Genomic DNA, 18,868 nt, shown 5'->3' on the forward strand with positions numbered 1-18,868 from the left:
TATGATGATCGAATTAAAAAACATAGAGAAATACTACGCCAATAAAGGTGTAAAGAGTTATATCCTGAGGCATATAACCACGAGCATCAAACAAGGGGAATTCGTGTCGATAATGGGCCCTTCAGGTGCCGGAAAATCGACGCTGTTAAATATCCTGGGGATGCTGGAAGAGCCTACTTATGGAGATTATGAATTTATGGGCGAAAATGTGCTGTCTCTGAACGAGCGCAAGCGCATCGATCTGTATCGCAGTCATATTGGCTTTGTATTTCAGGCCTACCATCTGATAGATGAAATGACAGTAGCGGAAAATATTGAAGCACCATTGCTGTACAAAAAGATAGGAAGCGCGGAAAGAAAAAGCCGTGTGGCAGATATACTCGATCGCTTCAGCATGGTGGCCAAAAGAGATCTTTTTCCAAATCAGCTATCGGGCGGGCAACAACAACTGGTAGGGATAGCAAGAGCATTGGTCGCCCAGCCATCTATTATACTCGCCGATGAACCTACAGGAAATCTACAGTCGGTACAAGCCATACAAATTATGGAGTTGTTTAAACGGCTCAATGAAGAGGAGGGGATGACGATCATTCAGGTGACCCATTCTGAAATTAATGCAGGTTATGGCAGTCGCATCCTGCACTTGCTCGATGGGATTATAAAAGAAGATGTAAACTTAAAATAGTCTCTCGAGATGTTTAAACTCAACCTGAAAATTGCTTTAAGGAACCTGTATAAAAATAAGGCATATACAGCCATTAACATTGCCGGACTCGCATTGGGATTGGCCGGATTTATTTTTATCCTGCTCTATATCAATTATGAGAAAAGTTACGATACCTGGGACAAAGAACTGGATAAAGTTTACCAGGTGCAGGAGCTGGATTTGTTTTCTTTAAAAGAAGGCAAGGCTGAGTGGCGGGGAGAATCTGACGGACGGCTAAGGGAAATGATAAAAGCCGGTTTGCCTAACGTAGTTGCGGTTACTCATGTCTATGAAGCGGAACAGGATGAAGCCATTGTTATAGATAATAAAGGAGCGTTTTTTATAAATGATGTGCAAAGGGCCGACAGCATGTTTTTTTCTGTCTTTCCCTATAAGTTCATTCATGGAAACCCTGCTGGGGCATTAAGAAATCTAAATGATATGGTTATTAGTGAGGATTTTGCAAAAAAATACTTTGGTGATGTTAATCCAGTAGGGAAGGTAGTGAAACTTACATCTCAGGCCTGGGTAAACCAAACGACGCATTATACGATTACCGGTGTAATTGCAAAACCAGAAACCCCAAGTATTTTTGATTTTAATGTTTTGGTTCAAGCTCCCAATTTGAAATTCACAGACCGGGCACTTTATTTCAGACCTAACTACGTGAAGTTTAGCGAGAAGCAAAATGAGCAGAATATTAATCAGTCGCTTCAAAAAATATACGAGCCTTTCCGGGCAGCAATGCTTAAAAAGTGGAAATGGTCGCCCTCGGAGTATCTGAAAAATGGAAATAAACCCGCGGTACGATTAAAACCATTTTATAGCGTGCATCAAGAACCCTTGCAACAGGAAGACTGGCTTAAACAATTAAAACCCATCATACTGTTATCCTCTCTTTTGTTACTGATCTCTATCATCAATTTCATGAATATGTTTACTGCCCAGGCTGTTTCCCGGGCAAAAGAAGTCGGAATCAGGAAAGTAACCGGTGCAAGCAGGGCATCATTGATCAAGCAATTTCTTTTAGAAACCGCTCTTCAATGTTTTTGCGCATTGATACTGGGTGTGATCCTGCTGGAGTTGTTTCTCCCATATCTTAACGAACAGTTTTCGCTTGCACTGTCAATAGCCGACAGTTACAGTATTGGATTGGTCTCTTTACAACTTATAGGTCTCGTAACGCTAATTACACTACTTTCTGGAATTTACCCTGCGATATTCCTTTCTTCCTATGATCCTCATAATGTATTGAAGGGCAATTTTGCACAGGGAAAGAAAGGCTCTAAATTAAGAGTTGCCCTGGTCGGAATGCAATTTGTGATCGCTGTAGGCTTTTTTATTGGCATCCTAATCATTTCCAGTCAGATTAAATACATGGAATCAAGAGATCCTGGTTTTGATCCGACAGGAATAATATATGTCAATGAGCCAATGAATAAAGTGCTTTCTGATCGCATCAGAAATATAGAAGGAGTGAAATATGTTGCCGTCAATAATGGGAATGTACGTAGGCATCCGAATATTACTGCAGATTATAAGTATAACAACGAAGTGAAGGAACTGAATACTGTATTTGTGAACCTTGAAGGATTGCAGGCTGTCGGCGCAAAATTGATTAACGGAAGGTTCTTTGATAAATTACATAAACAAGATACATCAAGAACAGTAATTATAAACGAAAGCCTTGAAAAGCTATATGGAGGAGATATGCTCAACAAATACATCACTTATAATAATGATAGTGTAAGGGTGCAAGTGGTGGGCATTATTAAAGATATACAGGTTACCGGATTCGATAAAGTATCGCCACCGACGATCTACACTGCATCTGAATTCAATGCTACTGATTACACCAACGACGGCTTTGCCAACCTGGTTACCTACGACACTAAAAAAGAAAAACATGTACTTGCAGAATTCAATAAAATATGGAGACAAGCATCACCTGACTATCCTTTGAGCTTTAGTTTTCTCGAACATGATTTTAAGAAGTTGTTTGTGAGTCACGAACGTTTCAAGCAAATGGTAAAACTCTTTTCTTTGCTATCCATTTCTCTTTCCATGATCGGACTGTTTTCGCTGGCTGCATTCATGACCCGTCAGCGGACTAAAGAAATCGCCATCAGGAAAGTATTGGGAGCAGATGATAAGGACATATTCTTTCTGCTGAACAAGGGCTATTTGTGGCTGATGCTTGGTGCTAATGTTGTAGCCTGTCCATTGATATACATTGCGGTGCAGCATTGGCTGGCGGGCTTTGCCTACCGGATTGAAATGCCTGTGTTTCCATTTTTAATTGCATTTATCGTTTCCATTCTTGTCACGGCCCTTACTGTAAGTGTTCAGGTAAAGAATGCAGTCAAAGCTAATCCTGTGGATGCATTAAAATACGAGTAAATGTGATTTGTGGATACACTGCGTATCTTTGTGTAATGGAACGCAGTTTTACGGATCAGCTGGGTAGGGTAGTTACCCTTAATTATCCCCCGAAAAGGATCATTTCTATTGTTCCCTCGCAAACAGAATTGTTGTTTGATCTGGGGCTGGATACTGAGGTAATTGGTATTACTAAGTTTTGTATCCATCCCATAGAAAAATTTGCCTCAACAGTAAAAGTAGGAGGTACCAAGAAGCTGAACATAGAAATGATCAGGGCGCTGCAGCCTGATTTGATCATTGGCAATAAAGAGGAGAATGAAAAAGATCAGGTAGAAGAGCTTATGGCTGAGTTCCCGGTATGGATGAGTGATATTTACACGCTGGAAGATGCTAAAAATACCATCGCTCAGATAGGGGAACTGGTGGACAAGCAGCCAGAAGCGGCTTATTTAAATCATTTGATCCATGCTGGTTTTACTGATCTGCAGACCCTGGCTCTCCAGAATGGAATAGATAAAAAAGTAGCCTATTTAATTTGGCGCAATCCTTATATGCTGGCAGGTAAGGACACTTTTATAGATCATATACTTGTGCTGAACGGACTTAGTAATGTCGTAAATGAAAAAAGATATCCTCAGGTTAAACTTGACGAACTCGCTTTGCTGGAGCCTGATCTGATCTTCTTGTCCTCTGAACCTTATCCTTTTAAAGAAAAACATCTTGAAGAAATACGTAATGTAATCCCCCGGACCAAAGTTATGCTGGTAGATGGGGAGATGTTTTCCTGGTATGGCAGCAGTCTGGTTAAGGCTGTTCAATACCTTTTTCAGTTACAAAACGAGATCAGGTAAGACATGCTTTCCTTCCTCTTTGACTTCGCTATGGTTTCGCTTCAACTCCGCTGCCTCTTCGGTTCATCCAGGGTATTGCTTCGATCACGATCGGAGCAATACCCTGATGATACGAGCGCAGGGCGAAGCCAACACAACTGAAATATTGGCGATGCTTACTGCAAGTTAGGCAGTGTGTAGCGCATAAAAAAGCCCCCTTAACGATTAGCTAAGAGGGCTTGCAGTAGAACCTTATTATTCCGCAACTGCCTGCTCATTGATAGAGCTAACAGCAATTTCTGTAAGCGCTACGTCGGTTGCTTTTTCATTGTCCAACGTGGATTGAAGTAATTCGGCTACGTCAGTATGCCCCATGTTTTGTGCGAACACGACCAGGGTACCATAGGTAGCAATTTCATAATGCTCTACTTTCTGCGCAGCGAGGATTAATCCTGCATCACGGATGAGTGTGCCGGCGTCAGTATCTTCAATAATCCCATCGGCTTCTTTTAACAGACCTTCCATAGCGTCGCATTTTTTTGCCTGTGCTTTTTCATCCAGCAATCCGAATACCTGTTCAAGCGTAGCAATGTGTTGGTTGGTTTCTTCGGTATGTTTTTCAAATGCCGCTGAAAGTTCAGGACTGGTAGCAGCTTTTTTCATTTTAGGTAACGCCTTTACCAGATGTTTCTCCGCCCAGTAAATGTCTTTAAGTTCATCCACAAAAAATTCATGAAATTCTGAATTCTCCATTTTTCCTGTTTTAGATTCTACGGCGGTCTTTGCGCCTGATTTTTTTGTAGTTGCCATAATTATAGATTTAAATTAATACAGGTTTTCATAGCTGTATAACCACAACAGTGATTCTTCGCAGGAGTTTGTAAGTTCTTAAAAACGCGTAATTAACGGGTGATTTGCGTGAAATACGTATGCCATGCCCAATGTAGATGATCCATCCTCAGCTAACTACGTTTTTTTTAGATATCTAAAACCTATTTCTTAAAATAGTATTATAGTAAAGTTAAACCTACCACTTCATTATGACCATAGAACTGATCACCTCACCTGCTCAACCTTACGGGCCAAATGTCCATTTTCTGTATCAGGTTGACAGTGGGCAGCTGCGTTTCTTGCATCCTGATTTCAACTGGGTGGTTTCTGAGGGTGCGGACTTGGTTGCTCAGTTATTAGCAATGATCTCAGCTGAAGATGTTCCCCGGCAAATTGAAACTTATCACCAGGTTATTCAGGGGCATTATAATGGCAGCATCACTTTAAAGCTTGATACACCTGATGGAAGGCGCTGGTTGGAAATATCCCCTTTTCTGGCCAGCTATGAATCTTCGACAGTATTATTTGGAACATTGAAGGAGGTCACCGGCGAAATCCTGAATATGGAAAGTATCGCCCGGTATGCCAATAAGAAAAACTCTATTCTGCATATGCTGGCCCATGATCTCCGCGGTCCCCTGAATATGGCCAAATCTGTGGTAAAGATTGTAGACCGCGAACTGGCGGAGCCGGGACTTCGCAGAAAAACGAGCTATATAGCAGGCGTGCTTCAGCAGTCTATAGATTTGATCGCTGATCTGGTCGCCCGTGAGTTTCTGGAAACTACAGCAGTAGTGCTGGTCAAAAAGCAGGTGAATATTGTAGAGAAGCTGTTGGAATACCTCGAGGAATGTAAGCGATCAGAGGATTTAGCTCAGCGCAGCTTCAGCCTGAAAAGTTCAAGGGATGAGATCTTTATAAACCTGGATCATGCCAAATTTATGCAGGTGATCAATAACCTGATGTCTAATGCCTTGAAATTTACCAACCAGGGAGGAGCAATCATACTCCAGGTTTTTGACGAAGTGGAACAAGTACGTTTTAGTTTTTCTGATGACGGGATCGGCATCCCTAAAAGCCAGCTCTCTGAGATATTCGAAAAATTCACCGCTGCGCGCAAGCCAGGTCTGCATGGAGAACCGACGCTTGGCCTGGGGCTTTCCATTGTAGAAACGATCATTGGGTGGCATGGCGGCCGGATCTGGTGCGAAAGTGAAGAAGGCGCCGGAAGTACGTTTCATTTTATCATTCCAAAGCTTTAAAAAACTATTCTGTAGATCATATGTTTAAAGCCTTGAGATAAAAAGACATGTTAAGAATCATATTGGCAGAAGACCACAAGCTGGTCCGTGACGGCGTTAAAATGCTACTGGGCACGTCAGACACGCTGGAAGTAATTGCAGAAGCCCCCAATGGTCAGGTTGTGCTTGACCTGCTTGCAGGCGGCACCACAGCTGATATGGTGCTGGCTGATATTAATATGCCGGTACTGGATGGGAAAGGGCTTCTCGACGCCATAAATGAAAATTACCCAAAAGTTAAAGTTGTTTTTTTATCGATGATGGAGAATCCGGCGCATATCGCACAAATGATAAAGGCCGGTGCCTGTGGCTATTTGTTGAAGAATACCGGTGCAGAGGAACTGATATTTGCGCTAAACCATATCAGTGCAGGCGAACGCTACATTTGCGCTGAAATTGGCATGAATCTCCTGGAGCAATTTGGTGGCGATATAAAGACCGCTGATTATAAGGGTGCTGAATTTTCAGCAAGGGAATTGGAGATTCTGCACCTTATCGCAGAGGGATATACCAACATGGAAATTGCCGATAGGCTTTTTATTAGTAAGCGTACCGTGGAAGGACACCGTCAAAGTCTTCTGGAAAAAACAGAATCCCGTAATACAGCCACGTTAATCCGCTCTGCTGTGCTGCAAAAGCTGATCTGATGCCCCCAAGTCTACCGTCAGATCGCCATTGCAATGGATATAGGAATCGAACACCAGGCGGCGCGGGTTGTACGTGTTTTTAAAATGTATCAAACTATTATACTAATTGGCTGTTAGGCAATGGGATAAATGTTATAAGAGGATATGAGAATTAATGTTACTGTGGTAATGGTCTGGTTGATGGGTATATTTTGGATATTAAGTATTTTATTGTTTGTATTACAGGGGGTTCAGCAATGGAACATTTACGTATATAATTTTAGTTTAGTTCTCAATTTTACGCTCCTGATTTTTATTCAATATTATTTTTTTCAGACTTTTAGGAAAACCAGCCATAGCGAGCAGAAGCTTACTGCACAGCTGGAACTTGCGGAAAAAACCGTAACGGCTAGTACAAATTTTCTTGCGACGATGTCGCATGAACTCAGGACCCCTTTGAACGCAGTAATAGGAATGACCAATATACTATTGCATGATGAGCCAAGACCTCAGCAGAAAGAAAATCTGGAAATCCTGCACTTTTCGGCTGATAGCCTCATGCGTACCATCAATGACATCCTTAGCTTTAACAGGCTGGACTCTGGAATGGAGCAACTGGAGCAAACTGATTTTCGTCTGGATACCTTACTGGGTCATATCTATAATGCATTGAAGCCAAGAGTCTCAGACAGCGGGGTGCAGTTCATCCTTGATGTGGATCAAAAGATCGCCGGAAAATATATACAGGGAGACCAGAACCGGTTGACGCAGGTATTCTTTAACCTTGCGGGTAATGCCATTAAGTTTACCGAAAAAGGATTTGTGAAGATCAGCGCTGTCGTTGTTGCTCAGGAAGCCGGCTTCATAAGGATTAAATTTGTCATTGAGGATTCTGGGGTTGGAATTCCAGAGCTACAGAAAGATAAGCTATTTGAGCCTTATTTCCGGGCTGCACATCATTCTGCCGGGCAGTTCAAGGGTACTGGTTTAGGTCTGGCCATTGCGCGCCGGCTGATTGATCTTCAGGGGGGCGTGCTGCGCTTTCATAGCCAGGAGAACGTAGGCAGCGTTTTTAGTTTTGAACTGTCATTTGCTGAGCGTATCCCTAAAGCACTTGTGCAATCAGATGTGCGACAAAATCCCACTGATGAGATCGGTGAATTACAGATTCTGGTTGCGGAGGACAATCCCGTAAATGTGTTGGTACTGCAAAGAACACTGGCAAGATGGGGTCTTACTGTTGATGTTGTTGAGAATGGCCATGCTGCTGTGGAGGCATTGGCCCTAAAATCCTATGACCTTATATTTATGGATATCAATATGCCGGTTATGGGCGGTTTCGAAGCAGCAAGATTGATCAGGGAGATGCCTGATCCGGTAAAAAGTAACGTGTGTATTATCGCGCTTACCGCTTCAGTAGGGATGTCTGTGGAGATACATCAGGAATTTCGTTATCTGGATGATTTTCTATTGAAACCATTTACTCCAGTGCAGCTTAAAGGAAAACTTGAACAGGTTTCCAGGATGAAGCAAATAATTTAATGTCTTATGAAGTGAGGGTGACAGGTAATAGTTTGCTATTCCGTTTTCTGCAAAATTTCTTTCACAACCAAGTCCAGTTCGTCAGCAGAAAGCTGAAGCATTGGGATTAGTTCGTTAATCGCTTGCAAATCAGTTTTACTTTCGTTAATCAGCGCAACTAGCCCTAAAATCTTTGCCAGCGGACTGCGCACCTTATGAGACTGAATCCATGATATTTCACGTAACCGGCGATTCTGAATCTCAATTGCCTCGAGATAATTCATTCTGTCTGTAATGTCCTGCATGGAACCGATTATCCTGATGGGCATACCTGCAGCATTAAAAATGATAAACGCCCTGTCCAGCACAAAGCGATAAGAACCGTCAGCACATTGGAACCGGTACTCCATTTTTAACCTTGTTTTTTGATTCTTAATCAGCGAGTCAAATTTTTGAAGTACTTTTTCCAGATCTTCCGGGTGGACATGTTCCTGCCACCATTGTTCTGTACAACAAGTTTTTTTATGTCCAAAAATTCCTTTGATGCCCTGGTTCCATATCATTTCCCCCGTAAGGATATTCCAATCCCATATGGCATCGCTGGTTGCTTTTGAAACAGTCTCAAACCGCTTCAGACTTTCCTGAAGTGCTTTTGCTGCCTCGAGTTCCGTGGTACGGTCAATTACCATAACCATCCCCGCATCTTTGCCTTCAAAATTGACTGAATTGCCCTCTACACACACAAACACGATCTCTCCATTCTTTTTTTTGTGGCGCACACTGCTTTTGTTGAAAAAATCGGGTATCACGTTTGTACAAAGTGTATCATCAAGGACTGAAGCATCCTCTGCCGGGCGGATGTCTTTAATGGTCATGCTTAAAAATTCCTTCCGGGTATATCCATAGTGGTTTATGGCTGCTTCGTTTACATCCAGGAACTTTAGACTCTTAAAATCATACACCCATTGCGGCACCGGGCTCAGGTTAAACAAATCGATGTATTTTTGCTTTTCCTGCTCCAGCAATGTAGTGGCGTTTTTGCTGGGGGTGATGTCTTTAAAGTAGACTGACAGTCCGTTGCCAGTGGGGAACGCGGTGACTTCGAACCATATTTGTCTGGCTGGAAAAAACTCTTCGAACCGCACGGAAACATTTTGAGTCATGGCTGTGTGGTACTCTGTGTAAAACTTAAGGGGTATGGCATCGGCGTATACTTCCCATAAATTTCTACCTATGATGTCTGTCCTGGGCATGAGTAGCAGACGCTCAGCTTCTTTATTCCAGTAAGTGACTGTCCAGTCACTATCCACTTCGAAAAAGGCATCAGTGAAACTTTCGAGTATATTGGATATTCTTTTCTGATACAAGAATAATTGCTGTTCAAAGTCTGGAATAAGGGTATAGGGACCTGTACGGTTGCTCTTGATTTGCTGATGTGTCATTTTTTGCTGATAGGGTTTTAGTAAGGTACAACTTAAAGCCCCATTAATTGCATGTTATTCTTAGATTAAACGAATTGGCAATCCTCCCAGTGCGCAGACAACTGCTATCCCTAGGCTGAGCAGACACCTGCTATCCCTACGCTGAGCGGAAGAACGCGTATTTCACGCATGCGGAACCAGTAGTTAACCGGAAACTGGATCCATGATGAACAGTATCGGGCTCATGGGCAAATGATGTACCCTTGTCCTGCCGATAGACAAATAGGATCATTTTGAGAACAGGTATTTTTCAAGTGGATCAGGTACATATACTTATTTCGAAGGGGGTGAAGTACTTGAAATTGGTTTGGATTGGATGATTTTTTGATCGCAGGCAAAGAAATGGCCTTAAAGGCATAATCTTTGGGCTTTTAGTGGTAATCTCCAACTTAAAAAACTTACTATGAAAACAGCGTCGTTAGATTTTAATAATCAATTATTTTCGTTTAAAAACAGTTTGCAAGGATTTGCATATTCTCTGACCCGTAACGAAGAGGATGCCGCTGACCTCGTTCAGGATACTTTGTTAAAAGCAATACGGTATGCTCAAAGTTTTGAGGAAGGTACAAACTTGCAAGGCTGGCTGTTTATCATCCTTAAGAATACTTTTATTAACAATTATCGAAGAAAGAGCAAAATGAAATCATATATGGATGGAGTCGGCGGCACAGCCATAAATGATATCCAAGGTAACCTTGCGTATAATGCAGGTGAAAGTAATTGCTCGATAGACGACATTCATAAAGCACTTAACAGCCTTTCCCGTGATTATTATTACCCGTTTATTAAATATTTTGAAGGTTATAAATATCATGAGATTGCCGAGGAGTTAAATATCCCTATCGGAACTGTAAAAACGAGGATACATGTGGCCAGGCAGTTACTAAAGAAAAATTTAAAGATGTACAGTGACCTGATTGGCAAAAAATGACCTTATCAGCCAATTGTTTTTTATGCATAACAGATAAATGACGTTAGTTTGCACCGTTTTAAGAAACAATTCAGAATCCCCGGTGTTTTCTTATTTCTCTATAGTTACATTTACTATGTATTTGTAGTAATTAACTCAGTCTGTCTATGCAAAGTAAAAACGAACAAATTACCTCTCTAATTGAGCTAAACGAAGAACTTGAAAATTATTTTAGTAACACGATCATTCCCCAACTCTTCGTGGACGCCAATCTTATACTTAGGAAATTTACCCCGCCGGCGATGAAACAATTTAAGCTGGAGCTGGAATTCCTTGGAAAGCCGATGGAAGAAATTCAGGAAAACTTTAGGTATCCTACGATAATTGATAATATTAAAGCTGTAATTGCGACGGGTAAAATTTTGGAAAAGGAGATCCAGACTACTGATATGGGGTGGTATCAGATGAACATATTGCCCTATCGGGTCCTCAAAGAAAATAAGACTAATGGCGTTATCATTACATTTGTAGACATTACTGCCAGAATTCGAGACCTAAAGGAGCAAGAAAAATTAATTGCCGAACATGAGCTCCTGCTCGATACCATTGCTCATGACATTAAGAATCCGATTCTGGGCCTGAGCTTAACCATCCAGATGCTGAAAAAATTGCCTGAAAAAAGCATGGAGAAGTTTCCTGTCTTATTGAATAACGTTGAAAGCGGTTTGATCGCTATGAAGAAAGTAATCAGTGAATTGATCGATTCCCGTTGGGAGAAGCAACGTCAGGAGGCTTCTGCTGAATTACTGGATATAGGAAATATACTCGAAGATGTGAGGTTAACACTTGCACCACAGATTTTGGAGTCGGGGGCGATCATCCGGCAGGATATCCGGTGCCCGGAAATAACCTTTATCAGAAGGAAGTTGCGGAGTGTGATTTATAACCTCCTAAGTAATGCCATTAAATATTGCCCTGCCGACCGTAATCCGGAGATTATGGTTAAATGTTCGGGGGAGAAAGAATTTGTGGTCATCAGTATTACTGATAACGGTATTGGGATGAGTCCTGAAGAACAAAAATCTGTATTCGAAAAATTCCAGCGGGTTAAAATGAATTATGAAGGCTATGGCGTGGGGTTATACCTGGTCAACACGGTAGTGACTGCTGCAGGAGGTAAAATAGAGCTGGAAAGTACACCTGGACAAGGCTCTGAATTTAAGGTGTATTTAAAACATGCTGGTGGCAGTTGTTAGAAAATGGCTAAAAGTTACGAATCAGCAGGTCCCTTTAGCTCGCAGACTGTTTAAACCATGTATACAATGAAAATCGGCACTGATACTACCAGCACGGTTGAACAAAAGGCGATTAATTGAAAAGGAGCTGTACCTACATTTTTTTATACCTTTAACCATGCAAGAATCCGAGAAACCTGATAAAGAAAACTTCAGCGAATTAAATCACCCTGTCGGCGAGGGCCGTTGAAACCGAATGGGTAAAATAGGAGTGCGCTTCGCGAGATTTATTTTGATATTTAATCATTTTTAAGCAGTTCTGGCTAAATTTGCATAGGATTAATTGAAGGTTATGATTAGGATAGAACAAGCGCGCTTCGGGGATTTAAAGACACTACAGGAAATTTCAAAGCGTACTTTTTATGAAACTTTTGCTGATAGCAATACAGAGAAGGATATGCAGCAATATTTGTCGGTAAATTTTAGCCTGGATAAATTGAGTAGTGAATTGAGTGAAACTGATTCCCGGTTTTACATTGCCTGGGACGGTCAGACAGCTGTTGGTTATTTGAAGGTAAATACCGCACAGGCGCAATCTGACTTAAAGGAAGCCCACTCTTTAGAGATTGAGCGGATTTACGTGCTGAAGGCTTATCATGGGAAGAAGGTTGGTCAACTGTTATACGCGCATGCTTTTAAAGTTGCTGGGGAGCTGGGTAAATCATCAATATGGCTGGGGGTATGGGAGAAAAATCCAAGGGCGATCCGGTTTTATGAGAAAAATGGTTTTGTTACTTTTGGAACACATGTGTTTAAAATGGGTGAGGATGAGCAAACCGATCTGTTGATGCGAATTGTCACCTGAAGGGATGGGTGAATTCTCCCAGCCATACGCCAGTTTTACTATCCGTGTTTTCCATCCCGCTGTGCGAGGTCAATACCATTAATATCTTTTTCATAGTGGTCTTACTTTAGGTAAAAATAGAACATTGCTTTTACAATCTGGCTCATACTGCGCTTGCCTGTTACCCAATCGGAGATGCTTTCACGGTCGATCCCGGTATCAAAGGCAATTTGTTTGATGCGGATTCCTTTCTGCTGCATCATTTTATCAATCCATGCATTATTGACTACGCTCGATGGTGAAACCTGGAAAGTACGAGCGCTCACAATGATCTTATAATCAGGTAGGTGTTTTCTGAACAGGTCTTCAGTTCTTTTGATGAGAGTGGTTTCGCTGGCATACTTTCCTGAACTGGTCTCGCCCTGGGTAGTCTCTATCTCGATGTTTTTATTCTCCAGTGAATGGATATCAAAATTTGTGTTGGACTGTTCCTGGTGCCTGGCGGCCGCTTTGTCCAGCTTGAAAAGCTGTTCTGCGCTTAATAAGGTCTCTAGTAAATTGATGTTCTGTATGCTACTCATAACTTATAATTCTGGTACCGGCTTTTTCTGTGTTAACAGCCATACATACCTTTTAGTTTTGCGTCGGCCGTAATCTGTATATTATGATTGAATGTGGTCACTCCATTTCGGGGCAAACTGTACACCCCTTTGGCTGCCATGTGTGGTAGAGAATGCTATTACAGCCAGCCCGCTATAGCGACAGATCATTGATCTGAAACACCAAATCAGGGTGTGCAAAGCGATTTTTCAGAGGTTATTGAAAGCTGTTCCCTCGATGGATAAATATTCTTTCGTATAGGCCAAAATAAACAACCACAGACGGCGTTCGTCCCCTGTTATGACACAATCCCTTATCCAGTAATTTCGTCATCTGATCGACCAGCAATAATCTGACTTATGGTGGGCTATAAGTTAGGAGTGGAAGGAGGTGTTTTTAGTTCTAACAGATTAACTTATAGCCAAAGCCCCTGTGGTTAATGATCTGAATTGCCGGATCATGTTTAAAATGCCGCCTTAGTTTAGTGATAAAAACATCTAAGCTTCTTGAACTAAAAAAATCATCATCGCCCCAAACCTGAAGTAAGAATTCTTTCCTTGCCAGTAGCCTGTTTCTATTTTGAAAAAGTATTTTTAACACTTCACTTTCTCTACCTGTTAATTGCTTTGTTACACTCTGATAAACCAAAAACCCTCTCATCATATCGTAAGTATATTTTCCGATATCAACCACGCCTGAATTTTTATCGCTTTGCTCATTTTCAAGCAAGCGGTTTTGGTTGAGCAATACTTTTATACGAACAATTAATTCCTCCATATCAAAAGGCTTTTTGAGGTAATCATTTCCCCCAGCCATGTAGCCATTTAATACGTCATGCGGCATTGTTCTGGCGGTTAAAAATAAAATGGGTGTATGCTTATTCTCTAGTCTTATTTTTTCAGCGACTGTAAATCCATTAACCGCAGGCAACATCACGTCGAGAACAATAAGATTGGGTTTTTCATTAGTGTAAGCAGCATAAGCCAGATTTCCATCTGTAACATGTATCACCTTGAAACCTCTGGTTTCTAAGCTATCCTTAATAATTAGTCCTAAGGTTATTTCGTCTTCTACCAATAGTATTTTAGGTTCCTGTTTCATTGTGGTAAGTGTATTTCGAAGGTAGTCCCATTATCGTCGGACTTAATGAGTGTAATTTTACCTTTGTGTTTCTTGACTATGTTTTTTACATAGCTTAATCCCAGGCCATGACCTTTGATACTATGATCGTTCGGGCTCGGCACTCTAAAAAATTTATCGAAGATATTTTTCTGATAGGTTGCGGGTATGCCCTTTCCATTGTCGCTGATTTGGATCTTAAGACCCATTGTACTTTCCATGCATTCGATATTGATCTGTACTTCCTCACCGCCATATTTAATGGCATTGTCTAACAAATTGATAAAAACGTTATATGTGTGGGCTTTATCAGCAAAAACCTCTTCTTTAGCCTGGTAATTTAATTTTATGCTGACTATCTTTTTTGAATGTAATTCCTGAGTATTGGCCATCTCGGTTAACATCTCTCTAAGATTGAATTTAACAATGTGAAGATTGAAATCGCTTTGTTCGTAAATGGAGCTATTCAAAATGTTATCAATCATGGCAGATAAGCGCTGCATCTCTTTATCGGCAGTATCCAGATATATGTCCGTTTTTGCTTTGTTCTTCAGTACATCAAAATGTTGCATACCATGAATTGCAGCTAGCGTAATCGAAACAGGTGTTTTCAACTCGTGAGAAACATTACCGATAAAATCGTCTTTGATTTCTGAGAGCTTTTTCTGTTTTAAAATGGTGTAAAACATATAACCAATGCAGGAAGCGAGTAAAACTAACAATAATACGGACCCAATTAGGCTGAGCAACATTTGCTTAATGACGACCGATGGCGTTGCATTGATTCCGAGAACTATCACAGAAATTTCGTCCTGTATAATTGTATTTATATCATCAAGTATCGGTTTTGCAATATAAATCTTGTCTTCATCTTTACTTAGTTTTTGAAAATACGCATGTAGTGAGTCCAGTTTTTCAGTAAGTGTGCTACTTCCTTTTTGAGCGGATACCGATTTTTTATCAAAAACTTCATCTATTCCTTTTTGGTGAATGACCTGTGTAAGGAAATGATAATTCATTTTTCCAAAACGTTTTTTGACGATTTTATTTAAGCTGGCAGTATCTTCATGCAAATAAAAACACCGCATCAAACTATCTTGAAGCCGGTCTTCCCAACTGTCAGGCTTATAATGAACGATCCCAACAAACGATACATAAATGTTGTTTAAGCCGTCAAGATTTGCTTCATCTATCTTCTTCAAAAGCAAAGGATAAGGGTTGCGCTCTACTTTCTTTAATTCCTTTAATGAAACTTTAAAACCTACTGCTCCGCCATCAGGATATCTTTTGGTTGTATAATACAAGCTTACATTTTGACTGTCAGGATATGTATGGTGAACTTTAGTGGAGGTTTCGGCAATAGTAGCCAGGTAATTTTGAAACCTGCTGTCCACTCATTTCGCTTCAAAGTGTGCAATAAATAATCTTCAAACTATCCACTTGGCTGATTTTAAGCACATTAAGGGGCTTTCTATTAGGATCTGAACTCTTTGGTCGTAACTCTGATTTTAAGGGCGTAGTGAAGCGCTAATGGTCAGAATTTTTGATTGAGGAAGGTTTTATATAGAGCGAGTGAGATGAGAGGCTGAGAATGTTACTTTACGCCGATGGATCTGCCTGGATACGGAGCATACCCCATCCAAAAGGATGTCTTTCTTAGGGTTGAGCAGGTTGAAAAGCAAATGATGAAACAAGATGAAAAGATAGAGTTATTATTTACTTACCTAAGTAAGTTTGTTGAAAAGGATGAGCAGCCAAGAACTGAAATAGGATATAAAATCGGAGAACGTTAAGGCGGGTTTCGGTATAATATTGGCTCGGCTTAAAGCAGTTCCCTTCTTACTTTTGCTCATCAAATATTTATTAACCCTATGAGTAAAAAGAAAGTAAAAAGGGAGGCTTCCCTAAGTTTGAACATTTATAAGAAACCAGATAATAAGGCTTCGTTGGTTTTTAGAAACAAGGCGATGTTGTTTAGAATAACTACGATAGAACGGGCGAAGGAATTTGTGCAAACTGTAAACGAGTATCTTAATGATTTGAGAAAGGACTGCGCTGATCCTTGCTTCGTTTTTCAGTTTCAAAGTCCAAGGAATAGGAGTTGGGTGCTAGAAATTGGCATGAAAGAACCTGGTGCTATGGAACTGAATTTATGGTTGGATGAAGGCATCAAAAGCATGAAGCGCTGCTTCAAATGGATTGGTGATGTAACAGATTTAACGCGTCTCTCTCTGCCTTTTTAATAAGGCATCTCTATTAGGGTTTCTTTTCTTAGAGGCCAGCTGATTCAGCAAAGGAGTAAAGCAACAATGAACCCATTAAAAAAATAGAAAATGGGAAAATTAACAGGAGGTCCGTACTACCATTTGGTGGGAAGGACAGGTAACAACGTTGGCCGTGTAGTAAAAGGTAAGAATGTCTTTTCTATGCGCCCGGCAAAATCTAACAGACCGCCAAGTGAATTGCAGCTCAATCAGCGCAATAAGTTTGCGGCGGTGACACGCTGGATGGGAAGTGGGATCAGTGATTTTGTAGCACTTGGATTTCAGGATTTTGATTCGGAAATGACGGGTTTTAATGCTGCGGTGCAGTACAACCTGGATCATGCGGTAACGGGTTCGGCACCGAATTATGTGATCGATTATCCGAATGCAAAGCTGAGCCGCGGTAAGCTGAGTTTGCCGGCTACGCCGGAAGTAGCTGCAGTTGCGGGACAGGCGCTAGAGTTTACATGGGGCGCTACAATAGGCTCGCTGAATGCGAAGCCCGGGGATCTGGCTGTGTGTATTGCTTATTGCGATATGTTGGATACGTTTGTCATGAGTGTTGGCGCGGTGACCCGTGCGGCATTGGAGTATGAGCTGGATTTGCCTGCGGACTTTGCAGGGGAGTCTGTGCATTGCTGGCTGGCATTTTTGAGTAGTAACAAGAAGGTAGCAAGTAATAGTGCTTACTTAGGGGTTGTAACGGTTACTTAGTTCTGAAAAAGACATGGTACACTCCTCCAGGACTGCAATAAATCTCGCTACTATCGTAGCTCGAATGAATGCTATGTCCTGTCGGAGGTACCTGTCTTTTTCTGCTAGCGAACTAAGAAAATCGTAAATGAGCCTCCTTATAGTAACGGAGGGAAGTCCACACGGGAAAATTTAAAATTAGAAATTATGAAAACATTGAGTTTAAGGTCGGCTTGGGTGCCGACGAGAAAAAGTATAGCGCGGGTTTTACAGTTGGTGATTGTGTTGTTGGTTTGGTACACGGCGCCGTTGTTGTTTGATTTGCCGCAGGGTAATTCGATGGAGATTGCAAAGAGTATTGGATTGATGCTGGTATTGGCACTGGTAGGGTTTGTGGTGGTCATTGCGGTTTGCTGGTGGTTGCTGTATAGAATGTTGATGGTATTAGCGCTGCCGGGTATTGGGGATATGGTCAAGCGGGATATTCACAGCCACGAACGGCTTGGAGTCCGGCATTGTTTCCAAAGGGTAGGGTAGTAGGCTCCTCTCTGGCTAAAGCCATCTCTCCTCGGGGAGGAGAGAGAAGCAGGGAGCATAGGTATGTCGGAAGATCGAATGGAGGTGTCGGACAGTCAGTATCTGGGGAGGTTTTTAGGATGACGAGGACGGTTAAAGATCCTTGATTTCAATCCAAACCGGAGCATGGTCACTGGTCTTTTCCCAGCCCCTTACGTGACGGTCTACGCCAGCTTTTAACAATCGGTTTTCCAGTTGTGGATTGAGCAGGAAATGATCGATACGTAATCCTGCATCCCTTCCATAAGCGTTACGGAAATAGTCCCAGAAAGTATAGATTTTTTCATCTGGGTGCAGTTTCCTGATGGCGTCCGTCCAGCCCTGGCCGACAAGATTCTTGAATGCCTCCCTGGTTTCGGGTCTGAATAATGCATCTTCTACCCAGCGCTCCGGCTTATAAACGTCAAATTCTGTTGGGATTGCATTGTAATCTCCTGTTAGTACTACAGGAAGATCATATTCTAAAAGTGCGAGGGCATGTTTTGAAAAGCGTTCAAACCAGCTTAATTTATAATCAAATTTTGGTCCGGGAGCAGGGTTCCCATTTGGCAGATACAGGCAGCCCACAACGATACCACCTACAAAAGCTTCTATATAACGGCTATGCAAATCTTCAGGATCACCATCGAGCCCCCGTCTGGTTTCCTTGATTTCGAGATTGCGTGCGAGAATAGCTACGCCGTTCCAGCTTTTCTGACCATGCCATATGGCATTATATCCCGCATCTTTTATAGATTGCTCAGGGAATTTTTCCTGTGGGGCTTTTAGTTCCTGTAAACAAACGATATCCGGTTTTTCTTCTTCCAGCCAGCGTAATAAAACAGGGAGCCGGCCATTTACACCATTGACATTATAGGTTGTTATTTTCATTTCGATCAGGTTGGATTCTTAAAGATAGGTCAAAGCTGATAATTTCACCACATATTTGATAGGGGTTGCCACATTAATT

19 protein-coding genes are annotated in these 18,868 nt (G+C 41.6%); 13 read left to right on the forward strand and 6 right to left on the reverse strand.

From position 1 onward, the window contains the following. The first annotated feature begins 4 nt into the window (after positions 1–4). From FA047_RS01910 to FA047_RS01920, 3 genes are read left to right on the forward strand one after another with little or no spacing between them, the layout of a single operon-like run. Positions 5–685: an ABC transporter ATP-binding protein gene (locus FA047_RS01910; protein WP_136835131.1), complete on the forward strand. Its 681-nt coding sequence runs from the start codon at positions 5–7 to the stop codon at positions 683–685. Positions 686–694: 9 nt separating this feature from the next. Next, positions 695–3,106, forward strand: coding sequence for an ABC transporter permease (locus tag FA047_RS01915; RefSeq protein ID WP_136834296.1), 2,412 nt, complete (start codon positions 695–697; stop codon positions 3,104–3,106). Between the two features lie 35 nt (positions 3,107–3,141). After that, positions 3,142–3,939, forward strand: coding sequence for a helical backbone metal receptor (locus FA047_RS01920; protein ID WP_136834297.1), 798 nt, complete (start codon positions 3,142–3,144; stop codon positions 3,937–3,939). A 234-nt stretch (positions 3,940–4,173) separates the two neighbouring features. On the opposite strand, the gene FA047_RS01925 is transcribed toward FA047_RS01920, so the two are convergent. Next, the gene (locus tag FA047_RS01925) at positions 4,174–4,728 is read right to left on the reverse strand and encodes a YciE/YciF ferroxidase family protein (RefSeq protein WP_136834298.1); all 555 of its coding nucleotides are present in this window, start codon (positions 4,726–4,728) and stop codon (positions 4,174–4,176) included. A gap of 230 nt (positions 4,729–4,958) precedes the next feature. On the opposite strand from FA047_RS01925, the gene FA047_RS01930 reads away from it, so the two are divergent. From FA047_RS01930 to FA047_RS01940, 3 genes are all read left to right on the forward strand, one after another. Next, positions 4,959–6,011 (forward strand): sensor histidine kinase, encoded by a 1,053-nt coding sequence (locus FA047_RS01930; RefSeq protein WP_136834299.1) that lies wholly within the window; start codon positions 4,959–4,961, stop codon positions 6,009–6,011. Positions 6,012–6,058: 47 nt separating this feature from the next. Continuing rightward, positions 6,059–6,697, forward strand: coding sequence for a response regulator transcription factor (locus FA047_RS01935; protein ID WP_136834300.1), 639 nt, complete (start codon positions 6,059–6,061; stop codon positions 6,695–6,697). A gap of 144 nt (positions 6,698–6,841) precedes the next feature. Then, entirely contained in the window at positions 6,842–8,218 is a 1,377-nt protein-coding gene (locus FA047_RS01940) for an ATP-binding protein (protein WP_136834301.1), read from the forward strand. 35 nt (positions 8,219–8,253) lie between these two features. On the opposite strand, the gene FA047_RS01945 is transcribed toward FA047_RS01940, so the two are convergent. Then, complete coding sequence (locus FA047_RS01945) at positions 8,254–9,639, reverse strand: PAS domain S-box protein (RefSeq protein WP_136834302.1); 1,386 nt, start codon at positions 9,637–9,639, stop codon at positions 8,254–8,256. Positions 9,640–10,081: 442 nt separating this feature from the next. Here FA047_RS01945 and FA047_RS01950 point away from each other — a divergent pair, with 442 nt between their 5' ends. The 3 genes from FA047_RS01950 to FA047_RS01960 all read left to right on the forward strand — a co-directional run bounded on the left by FA047_RS01950 (position 10,082) and on the right by FA047_RS01960 (position 12,688). After that, on the forward strand, positions 10,082–10,609 hold the full coding sequence (locus tag FA047_RS01950; protein ID WP_136834303.1) for an RNA polymerase sigma factor: 528 nt from the start codon (positions 10,082–10,084) through the stop codon (positions 10,607–10,609). 146 nt (positions 10,610–10,755) lie between these two features. Continuing rightward, positions 10,756–11,844, forward strand: coding sequence for a sensor histidine kinase (locus tag FA047_RS01955; RefSeq protein WP_136834304.1), 1,089 nt, complete (start codon positions 10,756–10,758; stop codon positions 11,842–11,844). A 331-nt stretch (positions 11,845–12,175) separates the two neighbouring features. After that, entirely contained in the window at positions 12,176–12,688 is a 513-nt protein-coding gene (locus FA047_RS01960; RefSeq protein ID WP_136834305.1) for a GNAT family N-acetyltransferase, read from the forward strand. A gap of 101 nt (positions 12,689–12,789) precedes the next feature. Here FA047_RS01960 and FA047_RS01970 read toward each other — a convergent pair whose 3' ends face one another. The 3 genes from FA047_RS01970 to FA047_RS01980 all read right to left on the reverse strand — a co-directional run bounded on the left by FA047_RS01970 (position 12,790) and on the right by FA047_RS01980 (position 15,780). Then, positions 12,790–13,248, reverse strand: coding sequence for a helix-turn-helix domain-containing protein (locus FA047_RS01970; protein WP_136834306.1), 459 nt, complete (start codon positions 13,246–13,248; stop codon positions 12,790–12,792). A gap of 421 nt (positions 13,249–13,669) precedes the next feature. Continuing rightward, complete coding sequence (locus FA047_RS01975) at positions 13,670–14,368, reverse strand: response regulator transcription factor (RefSeq protein ID WP_136834307.1); 699 nt, start codon at positions 14,366–14,368, stop codon at positions 13,670–13,672. After that, on the reverse strand, positions 14,365–15,780 hold the full coding sequence (locus FA047_RS01980) for a sensor histidine kinase (RefSeq protein WP_136834308.1): 1,416 nt from the start codon (positions 15,778–15,780) through the stop codon (positions 14,365–14,367). The genes FA047_RS01975 and FA047_RS01980 overlap by 4 nt, the downstream gene beginning before the upstream one ends. 213 nt (positions 15,781–15,993) lie before the next feature. On the opposite strand from FA047_RS01980, the gene FA047_RS01985 reads away from it, so the two are divergent. From FA047_RS01985 to FA047_RS02000, 4 genes are all read left to right on the forward strand, one after another. Continuing rightward, on the forward strand, positions 15,994–16,179 hold the full coding sequence (locus FA047_RS01985) for a hypothetical protein (protein WP_136834309.1): 186 nt from the start codon (positions 15,994–15,996) through the stop codon (positions 16,177–16,179). 78 nt (positions 16,180–16,257) lie between these two features. Next, complete coding sequence (locus FA047_RS01990; RefSeq protein ID WP_136834310.1) at positions 16,258–16,629, forward strand: hypothetical protein; 372 nt, start codon at positions 16,258–16,260, stop codon at positions 16,627–16,629. Positions 16,630–16,719: 90 nt separating this feature from the next. Beyond that, positions 16,720–17,364, forward strand: a complete 645-nt coding sequence (locus FA047_RS01995) for a DUF6266 family protein (protein WP_136834311.1) — start codon at positions 16,720–16,722, stop codon at positions 17,362–17,364. A 186-nt stretch (positions 17,365–17,550) separates the two neighbouring features. Then, positions 17,551–17,880: a hypothetical protein gene (locus tag FA047_RS02000; RefSeq protein ID WP_136834312.1), complete on the forward strand. Its 330-nt coding sequence runs from the start codon at positions 17,551–17,553 to the stop codon at positions 17,878–17,880. Between the two features lie 132 nt (positions 17,881–18,012). On the opposite strand, the gene xth is transcribed toward FA047_RS02000, so the two are convergent. Next, positions 18,013–18,789 (reverse strand): exodeoxyribonuclease III, encoded by a 777-nt coding sequence (gene xth / locus FA047_RS02005; protein ID WP_136834313.1) that lies wholly within the window; start codon positions 18,787–18,789, stop codon positions 18,013–18,015. Between the last annotated feature and the right edge of the window lie 79 nt (positions 18,790–18,868).

Origin of the sequence: Pedobacter frigoris (assembly GCF_005116445.1) — a bacterium.
Taxonomy (GTDB): domain Bacteria; phylum Bacteroidota; class Bacteroidia; order Sphingobacteriales; family Sphingobacteriaceae; genus Pedobacter; species Pedobacter frigoris.